Here is a 14,843-nt window from a genome sequence, read left to right on the forward strand (position 1 = left end):
GGGTGCCGGGCCACGGGACTGGGCCGGGCTTTGGTGGTTACCACCCCCGGTACTCAGCACCGAAAGCAGTAACCCCGGAGCGGGGCTGGACCGGGAAATCCCGGCACCTGCGCACGCGCCTAAAACTTGATTTTCAACATATCGCCGGCCGCGTTCGGACGACGGAGGGATCAGGTGACTAGTCGAACTTGACGTCCAAAGCCAGGCCGCGAAGCTCGTGGACCAGTACGTTGAACGACTCGGGGATATTCGGCTCGGGAAGGTTATCTCCCTTGACGATGGCCTCGTAGGCCTTGGCCCGTCCCTGAATATCGTCAGACTTGATCGTGAGCAGCTCCTGGAGGATATTGGAAGCTCCGAAGGCCTCGAGGGCCCACACTTCCATCTCACCGAAGCGCTGTCCACCGAACTGCGCCTTACCACCCAGCGGCTGCTGCGTAATGAGGGAGTAGGGTCCGATCGAGCGGGCGTGCATCTTGTCGTCCACCATGTGGCTGAGCTTGAGCATGTAAATCACTCCTACCGTAGCTTGCTGGTGGAAGCGGTCGCCCGTTTCACCGTCGTACAGGTAGGCCTGACCCAGGCTCGGCAGCTTGGCCTTCTGGATGTACTCCTCGATCTCGTCCTGGCTGGCACCGTCGAAGATGGGGGTGGCGAACTTCATGCCCAGTTTCTCTCCGGCCCATCCGAGGACGGTTTCGAAGATCTGCCCCAGGTTCATCCGTGAGGGTACACCAAGGGGGTTGAGGATGATGTCGACCGGGGTACCGTCTTCGAGGAAGGGCATGTCCTCATCGCGGACGATGCGGCTTACGATACCCTTGTTTCCGTGACGACCGGCGAGTTTGTCGCCCACCTTGAGCTTGCGCTTTTTGGCGAGGTACACCTTGGCGAGTTTCAACACGCCGGCGGGCAGTTCGTCGCCCACGCTGATGTTGAAGGTTTCGCGCTTGTAACGGCCGACTTCCTCGTTCACCTTAATGCTGAAGTTGTGCAGCAGGCGGGCAATGAGGGCGTTCAGCTCGTCGCTGGTGGTCCAGCCACTGTAGTCGATGGTGGTGTAATCCACTTCGCGCAGCAGGCTCTGGGTGAACTTCTCTCCCTTCGGCACGACGACCTCACCGTAGATGGTATTGACGCCCTGGCTGGCGCGTCCGCGGACGAGTTTGTCCAACTTGTCGACGAGTACCGTCTTAAGGTTGTTGAGGTTGACCTTGTGCTCGTCCTCCAGTTTCTGGAGTTCCAGCTTTTCGGCGTCCTTCTGCGACTGCTCCTTCTTGGTGCGGCTGAACAGGTCCTTTCCGATGACCACACCCTTCAGGGAGGGGCTGGCCTTCAGCGAGGCATCCTTTACATCTCCGGCCTTATCGCCGAAGATCGCGCGCAGCAGCTTCTCTTCCGGAGTGGGGTCGCTCTCCCCTTTCGGGGTGATCTTGCCAATCAGAATGTCGCCTTCCTTCACCCAGGCACCGACGCGGATGATACCGTTCTCGTCGAGGTCCTTAGTGGCTTCCTCACTTACGTTGGGAATGTCGTTGGTTAGTTCCTCCTCGCCCAGTTTGGTGTCGCGCACGTCCAGTTCGAAGTGCTCGATGTGGAGGCTGGTGAAGATGTCTTCCCGCACGACGCGCTGGCTGAGCACGATGGCATCCTCGAAGTTGTACCCCTTCCACGGCATGAAGGCCACTTTCAGGTTCTGTCCGAGGGCCAGTTCGCCCTTTTCCGTAGCGTAGCCGTCACAGAGGATGTCACCCTTGCGGACTTTCTGTCCGCGGCGGACGATTGGCTTAAGGTTCACGCAAGTGCCCTGGTTGGTACGCAGGAACTTGGTGAGGCGGTAGGTCTTGGTATCGTCGTCGAAGGAAACCTGGCGGTCCTCCTCGCTACGCTCGTAACGCACGATGATCTCGTTGGCGTCCACGTACTCTACCGTGCCGTCGCCTTCAGCGTTGATGAGCATGCGGCTGTCCCGGGCCACCTTGCCTTCAAGGCCGGTACCCACGATGGGGCTGGTCGGCTTCAGCAGGGGGACGGCCTGGCGCTGCATGTTCGAGCCCATCAGGGCGCGGTTGGCGTCGTCGTTCTCCAGGAAGGGAATCATGGAAGCGGATACCCCGACAATCTGGTTGGGGGCCACGTCCATGAATTCAATCTCGGAAGGCTCGAGTACGGGGAAGTCACCGTGGTCGCGGGCCTTGACCCGGTCGCTGGTGAAGGCACCTTCTTCGTTGATCGTGGCGTTGGCCTGGGCAATCTTTTTGAAGTCTTCTCCTTCAGCACTCAGGTAGATGGGGTCTCCGTCCATTACTACCTGGCTGTCGGCGACGGCCCGGTAGGGGGTTTCCAGGAAGCCCATCTTGTTCACCTTGGCGTGTACACAGAGGGTGGAGATGAGTCCGATGTTGGGTCCTTCCGGGGTTTCGATCGTACACAGGCGGCCGTAGTGGCTATAGTGAACGTCGCGTACCTCGAAGCCGGCCCGCTCACGGCTCAGACCTCCAGGTCCGAGGGCCGAGATGCGCCGCTTGTGCGTGATCTCGGAGAGGGGGTTTGTCTGGTCGAGGAACTGGCTCAGCTGGCTGGTTCCGAAGAAGGAGTTGATGACGCTGGACAGCGTCCGCGCGTTGATCAAGTCGATCGGAGTGAATACCTCATTGTCGCGGACGTTCATCCGCTCGCGGATAGTCCGGGCCATACGGGCCAGACCTACGCCAAACTGGGCGTAGAGCTGCTCACCTACCGTGCGGACGCGGCGGTTGCTGAGGTGATCGATATCGTCGATCTCGGCGCGCTGGTTCATCAGGCCCACGAGGTACTTGACGATGGCGATGATGTCTTCCTTGGTCAGTACCAGGGTTTCGTCGTCGGTACCGGCGTTGAGCTTGCGGTTGATTTTGTAGCGTCCTACTTCACCCAGGTTGTAGCGCTTGTCGCTGAAGAACAGCTTGTCGATGATACCGCGGGCGGTCTCTTCGTCGGGCGGATCACTACCGCGCAGCTGGCGGTAGATGTACTGTACCGCTTCGATCTCACTGCTGGAGGGGTCCTTCTGCAGGGTATTGTAGATGATGCTGTAGTCCATGGCGACATCCTCCTTCTGCAGGATGATGTTCTCGATGCCATCGGCGGCCAGGATGTCCTCGATGTTGTCTTCCGTGAGTACGGTATCGCGCTCGAGGATAATCTCGTTACGCTCCAGTATCACCAGTTCGCCGGTGTCTTCGTCTACGAAGTCTTCCGTCCAGGCGCGCAGGACGCGAGCGGCCAGTTTGCGGCCGATGGCGGCGGTAAGGGCTTCCCGGGTGTTGGCTACTTCGTCGGCCAGGTCGAACAGGTCCAGGATGGACTTATCCGAATCGTAGCCGATGGCCCGCAGCAGGGTGGTTACGGGGAACTTCTTCTTCCGGTCGATGTAGGTGTACATCACCGTGTTGATGTCGGTGGCGAATTCCATCCACGCGCCCTTGAAGGGGATAACACGGGCCGAGTAGATGGCCGTACCGTTGGGGTGGAAGTTCTGACCGAAAAATACCCCGGGGCTGCGGTGCAGCTGGGATACGATGACCCGCTCGGCCCCGTTGATCACGAAGGTACCCTTGGGGGTCATGTAAGGGATGTTTCCGAGGAATACATCCTGAACGATGGTCTTGAAGTCGACGTGCTCCTCGTCGTTACACGACAGGCGGAGCTTGGCCTTCAGCGGGACGCTGTAGGTGAGGCCACGCTGCATGCACTCCTCGATGGTGTACCGTGGGGGGTCAACGAAATAATCCAGGAACTCCAGATTGAAGATGTTCCTGGTATCAGAAATGGGGAAGTTCTCCTGGAAAACCCGATAGAGACCCTCAAGCGCCCGGTTTTCCGGGGTGGTCTCTAACTGGAAGAATTCCTGGAAGGATTTTAGTTGTATTTCGAGAAGATCGGGAGAATGATCGGTTAGCTTGATCTTGCCGAAGCTTACCCGTTGCTCTTCGGCATTAAGAATTTGGCCGTTTGACGTCATTAGCATTCCTTGGTTTTATCCGGGCGGTGGCCTTCCGCGGTGGCGTTGGCCCGGATGGTATAGTATGGATTCCGGCGAAATAATCTCCGGAGGTATGGGGTACTGCGAAGTATGTTAACAGGACGGTCCCCATTAAAGTTGCAGCCCTCAGGCAATTTCTTATACGCGAATGGCCCAGCCGGACCGTTGTCCGCTAAGCCTATGGTAAAAGGAAGAAGCGGGGGGCACCACCGGCTGGCGGCAGCGCCCCCGCGCTTGTATCCTGGATAGAAGGGTACCTAATTACTTAAGTACAACCGTGGCACCAGCCTCCTCGAGAGCAGCCTTGATGCTTTCGGCTTCTGCCTTGTCTACGCCGGACTTCAGGGTGGCGGGAGCACCGTCAACCATTTCCTTTGCGTCTTTCAGACCGAGACCCAGCAGGGTCTTGACCTCCTTAACGACTTTGAGCTTGCTGCCACCGGCAGATTCCAGTACGACTTCGAACTCGGTTTGCTCAGCGGCGGCTTCGCCACCAGCCTCGCCACCTCCTCCACCGGCTACCGCTACTGCGGCGGCTGCGGGCTCGATGCCGTGTTCGTCTTTCAGGATCTGCAGGAGCTCGGTAACGTCCTTGATGGTAAGTTCTACGAGCTGGTCGGCAATTGCTTTTACGTCTGCCATAATATAAATGTATTTAATAGTGATGTACGATAGAGTATCGCGTATCAGCTTGGAAGCCAAAATGGTTAGTGCGGTAGGCGGGTGACGATCCGCACCGACAGGTTATTGGGAGAAGGCCGCCGCACCGGGGTTTTCGCCCGCGGGGTTGGCCCTGCACCCGACTACCTACTGTCGGTCCGGGGGATGGGAAAACTAGGCTTCCCGCTCCTCCAGCGTCTTGAGGGCACCGGCGAGCTTGCTGCCCTGTCCTTTCAGGCCGCCGAGCAGGTTCTGCATGGGGCTCTGGAGGAGGGTCAGGATGTCGGCGAGTACCTCGTCGCGTGACTTCAGCTTAACCAGCGTTTCGAGCTGATCGTCGCCGGAGTAGACGGAGCTGGCGATGTAGGCGGCCTTGAGCACGGGGCGTTCGCCCTTGTCCTCACGGAATTCCTTGATCACCTTGGCGGGGGCGTTACCCACTTCGGAGAACATGATTGCCGACGGGCCCTTCAGGGCGTCGAACAGCGCTGCGTAGTTGTTCTCTTCGGGCAGCTGCTCCAGGGCCTTGCGGGCCAGGGTATTCTTCACTACCTGCATGCTCACGCCGCGCTTGTAGCAGATACCCCGCAGCTTGTTTACTTGCTCGACCGAGAGGGTCGAGGCGTCGGCGATGTAGAAGTACTCGTTGTTCTGAAAGCGTTCTTTCAGAGACTCGATGGCCGTCGCTTTTTCTTGCTTATTCATGATTCTTAGTTTGGACGGTTAGGCAATGGTCTTCGGATCGACCTTGATGCCGGGGCTCATGGTAGAGGCGACGGTCACCGATTTCATGTAGTTGCCCTTCGCGCTGCTGGGCTTCATGCGTACCAGCGTTCCAAGCAATTCGTTGGCGTTGTCCTTCAGCTGGTCGGGGGTAAATTCTACCCGGCCGATGCTGCTGTGGACGATACCGAACTTGTCGACCCGGAAAGCAATCTTTCCTCCCTTGACGTCGGAAACGGCTTTGCCCACTTCCATGGTTACCGTTCCGGTCTTGGGGTTGGGCATGAGGCCGCGGGGGCCGAGAACGCGTCCGAGGCGTCCAACCTTGGCCATGGTCTGCGGCATTGCCACTACCACGTCGAAGTCGGTCCAGCCGTCGTTCACTTTGGCCACCAGATCGTCGAGTCCAGCGTAGTCGGCACCGGCATCCAGTGCTTCCTGCTCCTTGTCGGCGGTGACGAAGGCGAGTACGCGCTTGGTCTTGCCGGTTCCGTGGGGAAGGGTGACCGTGCCGCGGAGGGCCTGGTCAGCTTTGCGGGGGTCGATCCCCAGACGTACGTGTACGTCAACCGATGCGTTAAACTTGGCAGTGTTCACCTCCTTGACGAGGGCGAGCGCCTCCTCGAGGCTGTACTGCTTCGTAGCATCGACTTTCTCAGTGGCGGCTTTGCGCGCCTTACTAAGTTTAGCCATGAGTAATGATTTTGAGGTTTATAGCGCATACCGGGGGGTATGCTCCCTACTTGATAAATGGTGTGATTGTGGGGGTTGCCTTAGGCTTCCCAGGGCGGGGTGCCCTCTACGGTGATTCCCATGGAGCGGGCGGTGCCGGCTACCATCTTCATGCCGCTCTCCACGCTGAAGGCGTTGAGGTCGGGCATCTTGTTCTCCGCGATGGCGCGGACCTGCTCCCAGCTTACCTTGGCTACCTTGTTGCGGTTGGGCTCCTTGGAACCGCTCTTGAGCTTGGCGGCTTCGAGCAACTGGACGGCTGCGGGCGGGGTCTTGATGACAAAGTCGAACGACTTGTCTTTGTACACGGTGATGACCACGGGCAGGATCTTACCCTGGTTGTCCTGGGTAGCGGCGTTGAAGCGCTTACAGAACTCCATGATGTTGACGCCCTTGGCACCCAGTGCCGGACCGACCGGGGGGGCCGGGTTGGCCGCGCCGCCGCGGACCTGTAGTTTGATAAAGGTTTCTACTTCCTTAGCCATGCTGACTTATTTGTGTCGTACCAACGGACCGGGTCTTTTTGGGATCGGGCCCTCCGACGTGTGGAATGATTAGTATACTTAAGACTGTTTCTCGACCTGCATGAAGTTCAATTCCACTTCCGTGCCGCGGCCGAAGATCTTGACGATCACTTTCAGTTTTTTCTTCTCCTCGTTCACCTCCTGGATATCGCCCACGAACTCGTTGAACGGTCCGTCGATGATTTTGACGGTCTCCCCCTCGATGAAGGGTTCGATCATGGTGTCGCCGGCTTCCAGGCTTTCGTCCACCTTACCGAGAAGTCGGTTGGCTTCGGATTCGCGCATCGGTACCGGCTCGCTCTTGCCCAGAAAATGGATCACGTTGGGCAGACTGGTAATGGCGTCGACCACCTCGGCGTTGAGGGCGTAGGGGTCGGCTTCGACAAGAATGTAACCGGGCAGGATGTTGCGGTCGGAAATCACTTTCTTGCCGCTGCGGATCTTGTAGACTTTCTCGGTGGGCACGACAATCTTGGTCACCAGGTCACCCCAGTTGTTGCGCTCGATTTCCTTCTCGATACGCTCCTTAATCTTTTTTTCCTTGCCGCTGATTACCCGCAGCGAATACCATTTGTTGTCTGCCATGCTGTGCTTATACTGTACTTACCCTGCTGAGTAGATGAAGTCTACGACGTTGTTCCAAACAAAGTCCATGACCAGGATGAGCAGCGCAAAGATTGCGGAGCCGGTAAGCACGAGGATCGTATTCGTTTGTAGCGTGGAATACGGCGGCCAGGTCACGTTGTGCACCAGCTCGTTGTAGCTTTCCCGCAGGTATAATCCAAACCTATCCATTGTTGGAGATTGAGTTAGTGGGTTGGTAAAGGTGGCGTTGTTGCCGGGCAAAACGTCGTCGTCGACCAACTCATTTATGCACGGGTGGAGAGACTCGAACTCCCAGCCCCTGGTTTTGGAGACCAGTGCTCTGCCAATTGAGCTACACCCGTGGATGAAGTACGAAATCAAAAGAAAAAAAGACGAAGGTCAAAGGCATCTAACAGGTTAACCATAACCTTTGTCCTTTGTATTTCCGCTTACGTATTTCGTACTTTCTAAATGAGAAAGTTAAGCACCCTCATTCGAGCGCTTAACTTCCACTTTCGATGAGTAAACCTTGGGGCTTTGCGGCCCGGGGGGTCTTACTCGAGAATTTCAGTTACCTGACCAGCGCCTACGGTACGACCACCTTCGCGGATAGCGAAGCGGAGGCCTTTCTCCATAGCGATGGTATTGAGCAGCTTCACTTCCAGGGTGACGTTGTCGCCGGGCATTACCATCTCCACGTTCTCGGGGAGGGTGATGTCGCCGGTTACGTCGGTGGTACGGAAGTAGAACTGCGGACGGTAGCCGTTGAAGAAAGGCTTGTGACGGCCACCTTCTTCCTTCGACAGTACGTAAACCTCACACTTGAAGTGGCTGTGGGGCTTAACGCTGCCTGGCTTACAGATTACCATGCCGCGCTTGATGGCTTCCTTGTCGATACCGCGGAGCAGCAGACCGGCGTTGTCACCGGCTTCACCGCGATCGAGCAGCTTGCGGAACATCTCTACACCGGTGATGGTGGAGGTCAGGGGCTTGGCGTCAGCGGCCTGCATACCCAGAATCTCTACGGAGTCACCTACGTTGATAACACCGCGCTCGATGCGACCCGTAGCAACGGTACCGCGACCGGTGATCGAGAATACATCTTCGACGGGCATCAGGAAGGGCTGGTCAACCAGACGCTCGGGCTCGGGGATGTCGCTGTCTACGGCGTCCATGAGTTCCATGATCTGCTTCTTGCCTTCGGCGTCTCCTTCGAGGGCCTTCAGGGCCGAACCGATGATGATGCTGGCGTTGTCGCCATCGTACTCGTACTGGCTCAGCAGTTCGCGTACTTCCATCTCAACCAGCTCGAGCATCTCTTCGTCGTCGACGAGGTCGGCCTTGTTCATGAAGACCACGATGTTGGGTACACCTACCTGGCGGGCCAGGAGGATGTGCTCGCGGGTCTGGGGCATGGGGCCGTCAGTGGCGGCCACTACGAGAATAGCACCATCCATCTGGGCGGCACCGGTTACCATGTTCTTGACGTAGTCGGCGTGACCGGGGCAGTCCACGTGAGCGTAGTGACGGTTGGCCGTCTCGTACTCTACGTGAGCGGTGTTGATGGTGATACCACGCTCCTTCTCCTCGGGAGCCGAGTCGATGGTGTCGTAGTCCATTTTCTTAGCGCCGCCGGCCTCCGATAGTACGGTGGTGATAGCTGCGGTGAGAGTGGTCTTACCGTGGTCAACGTGACCAATGGTACCCACGTTAACGTGGGGTTTATTTCTTTCAAATTTTTCCTTAGCCATCTTAGGATAACCTATTTTGAAATTAAAAAATGGTGCTTATTCAGGGTGCCGACCGCAACCCCGGCCGCCCCTATCTCCGCCCACGAAGGACGAAAAAGTATTACCCTTGAGCCAACGGTGAGATTTGAACTCACGACCCCTTCCTTACCATGGAAGTGCTCTACCCCTGAGCTACGTCGGCAACACGGTTGCAGTAAAAAACCTCGACCCACCATCGTGGGCCGGTTTAGAGCGGAAGACGAGATTCGAACCCGCGACCCTCAGCTTGGAAGGCTGATGCTCTACCAGCTGAGCTACTTCCGCGACTGGTATGTTTGGTAACAATGTACGGTTTTGAAGTTCCCCCGGCTCACCCTCCCAACACGCATCCCTATAAGGAAATGGTAAAGGAAAAACTCATCAGCGGTATATAACAAACCCGTATGGTGTGGGGGTGGTAGGATTCGAACCTACTCAGCCGAAACACTGGATTTACAGTCCAGCCCACCTCTCCAACTGTGGCGCACCCCCATTATTTATTACTACAGATCCCGAATAACGCGTCCTTGAGCCGATGGACGGACTCGAACCGCCGACCAGCTGATTACAAATCAGCTGCTCTACCAACTGAGCTACACCGGCTGGTTGGGCCCTCAGACCGAAATCCCATCAACTGCCGCCAACCCGAATGCTATCGGGAAGCGAGACACCGGACGAAAATTCCGAGATCTTAACCGTTTTTCAAGTCAGCTTCAGGACGTTTTCCCAAAGCGATTGCAAAGGTAAGTTGTTTGCTACAATTGACAAAGCACTACCGGACGAAATTTTATCATCCATCTATTCACCCCCTTCCGGGTGCGCCTTGCGGTACACTTCCCGCAGCCGTTCCAGGTTGCTGTGGGTATACAGCTGCGTGGCCGCCAGACTGGCGTGGCCAAGCAGTTCCTTTACGGCGTTCAGATCGGCTCCCCCCTCGGTCAGGTGCGTGGCAAAACTGTGGCGGAGTACGTGCGGACTTTTCTTCTCTTCCCGCGTGACCCCCGACAGGTAGCGCCTTACCCTGTTATATACGTATTTGGGATACAATCGTTTACCCCGCTCGGTGATGAACAGGGAATCCGACTCCCCGGTGAGGTTGATGTCTGTATCGTCGCTGGGGGGCTCGGGGCGCAGGTGCTGGGCCCGGTCGAACAGCTCGGCCAGTCCGGTTCCGAAAGGCAACATTCGTTCCTTGTCTCCCTTTCCCCTGACGCGCAGTTTGCGCCGGTCAAGGTCCACGTCCCGCCGCCGCAGAGCGATAAGTTCGGCACGCCGCAGTCCGGTCTGGTAAAGCAGGGCCAGCATGAGGTGGTCTTGCAGCAAAAAATAATCTTCCGTCTCGGCGGGGTCCGGAAATGCGGCAAAGAGTCGCCGCAGGTCGGCGACCGGCACGGTGGCCGGCAGGCGCCGGCCCACTTTTGGGGTGGGAATACGTACGGTTGGGTTATCTGACTGCTGCCCACGCCGTTGCCGATAATGGTAAAAGGCCTTGAGGGCGCTGAGCTTGCGGCGGATCGAGGTCGGTGCCCGCCCCTCTTCGACCAGGAGCGCCAGCCAACTTTTGACCATTTCCCGGCTTACCTCCCCGGCCCGTTCCACCGCATACTGCTCGCGGCAATACGCACCAAACTGCACCAGGTCACCACGGTAGGCGGCCACAGTGTGTGCGCTCAGGCGGCGCTGGTGGGTTAGGTGGGCGAGAAATTCGGTGGCCTGCATGGTATAAAAGTACGGTCTTCGGAGCCGGTAGCCAGCGGACCTGGCCTCGTATATACGGTACGGCACCCGCGCGCCGCCGGCCGCGTTATGCCTACCATCTTTGTCAAATGATGGGTTACTGCCCCAGGCACAGCACCCGAATCTGCTCGGTGCGTATGGTGTTGCTCTGGTTACCGGCCTGATCGAGGATGTAGATCTCATAGGTCAGGGTATCGGCCGGGAACCGCTCGTCGGCTACGCAGAAGCGATCGTTGAAGATGCAGCACACGCCCTGTCCGGAATTGATGACCGTGAAGAAGACGTCGCCACTGATGCCGTTGCCGGTCCCCTCGGCGGGAATGGGTGGGAAGGCCCCGACGATGGTGGGGGGCAACTCCGGGAAGCGGCTGTCCTTGATGAAGATGTCGGTACTGTCCTCAGAGGAGATGTTCCCGTCGCCGTCGGTGAAGGAAAAGTGGATAACGATGCTGTCCTGCGGCCCGTTCGTGAACTGGTAGATGGTATTCTTGCTGATGCCCTCGTACTGGATCACCGGCTCCTCCGGATATTCCGGCGGGTTCACGCAGCCGGTCAGGAAGGCAACGGCGGCAAGCAACCAAAGAACGAAGCGGGTGTATTGCATGGCAGATAAACGGTTTACTATGACGCGCGACCAACTCGCCGGGCGGATTGCGGAGGTTACACCCGCCGGATTCGGGGCGCTGGCCCTGGACGTATTCCGGTACCAGGCGGCCAACAACCAAATCTACGCGCAATACCTCGAATTGTTGCGGGTGAACCCCCGCACGGTACACCGCCGGACCGACATTCCCCACCTTCCCATTGCCCTGTTCAAATCGTATCGCCTGCGCAGCGGCGACTGGCAGCCGGTGCAGACCTTCACCAGCAGCGGCACGACCGGCGCGGCCACCAGCCGGCACGACCTGCGGGATGCCGACTGGTACCGGGACAATGCCGCCCGCACCTTCGAACGGCAATACGGTCCCCTGCGCGGGCGGGCCGTGCTGGCCCTGCTGCCGGCCTATCTAGAGCGGGGCGGGTCCAGCCTGGTCTTTATGGCCCGCGATTTTATGGACCGCAGCGGCCACCCGGATTCGGGATTTTTCCTGGACAACCTGCCCGAGTTGGCCGCCCGCCTGGCGAGGCTCCGGGAAACGCGCACCCCTACCCTCCTGCTCGGCGTCAGTTTTGCCCTGCTGGAACTGGCCGAACGCTTTCCCCAACCCCTGGGCGACGCCCTCGTCATGGAAACCGGGGGGATGAAAGGCCGGCGGCGGGAGCTGACACGGCGGGAACTGCATGCTCACCTCATCGGGGCATTCCAGGTACCGGCTATCCATAGTGAATACGGCATGACCGAGTTGCTTTCCCAGGCTTACGCTCCGGCACACGGCCGGTTTTACCCCGCCCCCACCCTGTCGGTCACTCCCCGCGACATCACCGACCCCCTGTGCCCGGCCCCCCGGGGCCGCTCCGCCGCCCTAAACCTTACCGACCTGGCTAATCTGGATACCATCAGTTTCATCGCCAGCGACGACCTGGGTCGGGTGTACGCCGACGACAGTTTTGAAGTCCTCGGGCGGTTGGACCATTCTGACATCCGGGGCTGTAACCTGCTCGTAAGCGCACTCGCGTAACTCCCGGCCGCGCACTCCACTTGGAGTGATCCGGCTTTCACCGTATTTGAAATGTATCTTGCCGGCAATGAGCGGGGCCAAGGCTCTGCCGGACATCGGGAAGCGGCATGAGTAACAAACGGAAAAAGCAGGTAACCATTTACGATCTGGCCACGGAACTCAACGTAGCCCCTTCCACTGTTTCCCGGGCGCTCAAGGACCACTTTAGCATCGGCAAGGAAACCATAACCGCCGTAAAGGACCTGGCCCGCAAGCGCGGCTACCGCACGAATACCCTGGCATCCAGCCTGCGCACCCAGGAATCCAAAACCATTGGGGTGCTCGTTTCCTGGATCAACCGGCCGTTCATCTCCTCCCTTATCCACGGGGTGGAGGCGGCAGCCCGGGAATCCGGTTACAACGTGATCATCTCGCAGTCACAAGACTCCTACGAGAATGAGGTTGCCAACGCCAAAACATTGTTCAGCAGCCGTATCCACGCACTGGTGGTCTCCCTGGCGGTGGAGACCACTCAGTACGATCACCTGCAGGAGATCATCACCAGCGGCACCCCAGTGGTGTTCGTCGACCGCGTGCCCACCGACCTGGAAGGCGACCGCGTAATGATCGACAACGAGAAAACCGCCCGCATGGCGACCCAGCACCTGATCGACCAGGGCTGCCGCCGCATTGCTCTCTTCCGGGGTTCGGCGCAGCAGGTGATCTACCGCGACCGGGAAGCAGGCTACCGCGCCGCATTGGAGGCCGGCGGCCTGGAAATAGACGAGTCCCTGATCATAGCCTTTGACCGGCTTACCGTAGAAGAAGGCACCCGGCTAACGGAGCAATTGTTCCAGCTCCCCAATCCGCCCGACGGCATCTTCAGCTCCAACGACAGTGCCGCGGTGGGCGCCATCAAGTACGCCCGCGCCAATGGTATCGACGTACCCCGGCAACTGGCGGTCATAGGATTCAACGACGATCCGGTTTGTGAGATCATCGAGCCGCAGCTGTCATCCGTTACCCATCCGGCGGTGGAAATGGGACGCCTGGCGCTGCACCAGGCCCTGCGCATTGCGGACCCCGAGACGCCGGTCGCGGACCGGCTGGTCAAACTCGAAACGCAGTTGATCCCCCGGGCCTCCTCCCTGCGCAAGCCTTTGATAGACGGATAAGCCGCCCCGGAGCCCGGCTTTATCGACCACCCCGGCACCTGCGCCCCGACGCAAATAAAAGGACGCAATCGATTTCGTTACTGTCCGACAAAGTGTACATTAGGCCCGGCGGCGGCCGAGTTCGGTTCCTCCTATCGTAACCATGTCCCGCCAGATTGCTCACACTCACCCCTGCTGATGTCTCATTCACTTCATCTTTTCCTGCTATTTTCTATGCTTTGGCTGCTTGCGGGTTGTGCCGACAATTCCCAAGCGGAAGAGGCGGTTACTGTGCCGGAACCGATTGGTCTGGGAGCAGCCTACGCCGATCATTTCTACATCGGGGCGGCCATAAACCGCGATCAGATCCTGGGCAGCGATACGGCCGCCCTGCGGGTGCTCGAACGCGAGTTCACCTCCATCACGCCGGAAAACATTATGAAGTGGGAGAACATACAGCCAGGCCCCGAGGAGTTCGATTGGGCCCCGGCCGATGCCTACGTCGACCTGGGCGAGCGGCTAAACATGTGGATTGTGGGCCATACCCTGGTCTGGCATAGCCAACTGCCGGACTACGTAAGCGAAACTACCGACCCGGCACTGCTGCGCCGGTACATGGAAGAACACATCCGGGCCGTGGCGGGCCGCTACGCCGGGCGCATCGACGGGTGGGACGTCCTCAACGAAGCGCTCAACGAAGACGGCAGCTACCGCGAATCGGTCTTTTACCGGCTGCTCGGCGAACAGTATATCCTGGACGCCTTCCGGCTTGCCGCGGAGGCTGCCCCCGGTACGGAACTGTACTACAACGACTACAACCTGAACAACCCCCAGAAAAGAGAGGGGGCCGTCCGCATCGTCAAGTTGCTCCAAGACAATGGCCTGCGCATAGACGGAGTGGGCATGCAGGGGCACTACAACCTGAACGGTCCGCCGATCGAGGAGGTGGAAGCCAGCATCGAAGCCTACGCCGCTACCGGCGTCCACGTCATGTTCACCGAACTCGACCTCACCACCCTGCCCAATCCCTGGGACCTGGAGGGCGCCGAGGTGAGCCAGAATTTTGAAGGCGACCCGACGATGGATCCTTACGCCGCCGGACTGCCGGACTCGGTATCAACCCGCATCGCCGACCGGTACGCCGACCTGTTCAACCTGTTTTTGAAACACGACGAGGCGATCACGCGCGTAACCTTCTGGGGAATCAACGATGCCCAAACCTGGCTCAACAATTGGCCCATCCGGGGGCGGACGAACTACCCCCTCCTGTTTGACCGCCAATCGCGGCCCAAAGCCGCCTACGACCGCATCCTTTCGCTGCGGCCGGAATAAGAACA

General features: G+C 58.7%; 13 protein-coding genes and 5 tRNA genes. 3 read left to right on the forward strand and 15 right to left on the reverse strand.

The window, feature by feature from the left end; translation table 11 throughout:
* Positions 1 to 178: 178 nt before the first annotated feature.
* From rpoB to E4021_RS05400, 15 genes are all read right to left on the reverse strand, one after another.
* Complete coding sequence (gene rpoB / locus E4021_RS05330; RefSeq protein ID WP_136457296.1) at positions 179 to 4,003, reverse strand: DNA-directed RNA polymerase subunit beta; 3,825 nt, start codon at positions 4,001 to 4,003, stop codon at positions 179 to 181.
* Between the two features lie 282 nt (positions 4,004 to 4,285).
* Positions 4,286 to 4,666 (reverse strand): 50S ribosomal protein L7/L12, encoded by a 381-nt coding sequence (gene rplL, locus E4021_RS05335; protein WP_136457052.1) that lies wholly within the window; start codon positions 4,664 to 4,666, stop codon positions 4,286 to 4,288.
* Positions 4,667 to 4,858: 192 nt separating this feature from the next.
* Positions 4,859 to 5,389 (reverse strand): 50S ribosomal protein L10, encoded by a 531-nt coding sequence (rplJ, locus tag E4021_RS05340; protein WP_136457054.1) that lies wholly within the window; start codon positions 5,387 to 5,389, stop codon positions 4,859 to 4,861.
* An 18-nt stretch (positions 5,390 to 5,407) separates the two neighbouring features.
* A complete protein-coding gene (gene rplA, locus E4021_RS05345; protein WP_136457056.1) occupies positions 5,408 to 6,100 on the reverse strand; it encodes a 50S ribosomal protein L1 in 693 nt (230 codons plus the stop codon).
* A gap of 80 nt (positions 6,101 to 6,180) precedes the next feature.
* Entirely contained in the window at positions 6,181 to 6,624 is a 444-nt protein-coding gene (rplK, locus tag E4021_RS05350) for a 50S ribosomal protein L11 (protein ID WP_136457058.1), read from the reverse strand.
* 78 nt (positions 6,625 to 6,702) lie between these two features.
* On the reverse strand, positions 6,703 to 7,248 hold the full coding sequence (nusG, locus tag E4021_RS05355; RefSeq protein WP_099105035.1) for a transcription termination/antitermination protein NusG: 546 nt from the start codon (positions 7,246 to 7,248) through the stop codon (positions 6,703 to 6,705).
* A gap of 18 nt (positions 7,249 to 7,266) precedes the next feature.
* The gene (gene secE / locus E4021_RS05360; RefSeq protein ID WP_136457060.1) at positions 7,267 to 7,458 is read right to left on the reverse strand and encodes a preprotein translocase subunit SecE; all 192 of its coding nucleotides are present in this window, start codon (positions 7,456 to 7,458) and stop codon (positions 7,267 to 7,269) included.
* A 79-nt stretch (positions 7,459 to 7,537) separates the two neighbouring features.
* Positions 7,538 to 7,610: transfer RNA gene (locus tag E4021_RS05365), tRNA-Trp, on the reverse strand.
* A 192-nt stretch (positions 7,611 to 7,802) separates the two neighbouring features.
* Positions 7,803 to 8,999, reverse strand: a complete 1,197-nt coding sequence (gene tuf / locus E4021_RS05370; RefSeq protein WP_136457062.1) for an elongation factor Tu — start codon at positions 8,997 to 8,999, stop codon at positions 7,803 to 7,805.
* 109 nt (positions 9,000 to 9,108) lie between these two features.
* A tRNA-Thr gene (locus tag E4021_RS05375) sits at positions 9,109 to 9,180 on the reverse strand.
* A 49-nt stretch (positions 9,181 to 9,229) separates the two neighbouring features.
* Positions 9,230 to 9,302 (reverse strand) — tRNA-Gly (locus tag E4021_RS05380).
* A gap of 125 nt (positions 9,303 to 9,427) precedes the next feature.
* Positions 9,428 to 9,509: transfer RNA gene (locus E4021_RS05385), tRNA-Tyr, on the reverse strand.
* A gap of 38 nt (positions 9,510 to 9,547) precedes the next feature.
* Positions 9,548 to 9,620, reverse strand: a tRNA-Thr gene (locus E4021_RS05390).
* A 195-nt stretch (positions 9,621 to 9,815) separates the two neighbouring features.
* Positions 9,816 to 10,736: a tyrosine-type recombinase/integrase gene (locus E4021_RS05395; RefSeq protein ID WP_168797473.1), complete on the reverse strand. Its 921-nt coding sequence runs from the start codon at positions 10,734 to 10,736 to the stop codon at positions 9,816 to 9,818.
* Between the two features lie 115 nt (positions 10,737 to 10,851).
* Positions 10,852 to 11,358, reverse strand: coding sequence for a hypothetical protein (locus E4021_RS05400; RefSeq protein ID WP_136457066.1), 507 nt, complete (start codon positions 11,356 to 11,358; stop codon positions 10,852 to 10,854).
* A gap of 19 nt (positions 11,359 to 11,377) precedes the next feature.
* Here E4021_RS05400 and E4021_RS05405 point away from each other — a divergent pair, with 19 nt between their 5' ends.
* The 3 genes from E4021_RS05405 (at position 11,378) to E4021_RS05415 (ending at position 14,838) form a co-directional block, all read left to right on the forward strand.
* The gene (locus E4021_RS05405; protein WP_136457068.1) at positions 11,378 to 12,373 is read left to right on the forward strand and encodes a long-chain-fatty-acid--protein ligase; all 996 of its coding nucleotides are present in this window, start codon (positions 11,378 to 11,380) and stop codon (positions 12,371 to 12,373) included.
* A 107-nt stretch (positions 12,374 to 12,480) separates the two neighbouring features.
* A complete protein-coding gene (locus E4021_RS05410; protein ID WP_136457070.1) occupies positions 12,481 to 13,527 on the forward strand; it encodes a LacI family DNA-binding transcriptional regulator in 1,047 nt (348 codons plus the stop codon).
* Positions 13,528 to 13,740: 213 nt separating this feature from the next.
* Complete coding sequence (locus tag E4021_RS05415) at positions 13,741 to 14,838, forward strand: endo-1,4-beta-xylanase (protein ID WP_211096965.1); 1,098 nt, start codon at positions 13,741 to 13,743, stop codon at positions 14,836 to 14,838.
* Positions 14,839 to 14,843: the final 5 nt, after the last annotated feature.

The sequence above is a fragment of the Neolewinella litorea genome (genome assembly GCF_004803465.1).
GTDB classification, from domain to species: Bacteria; Bacteroidota; Bacteroidia; order Chitinophagales; family Saprospiraceae; genus Neolewinella; species Neolewinella litorea.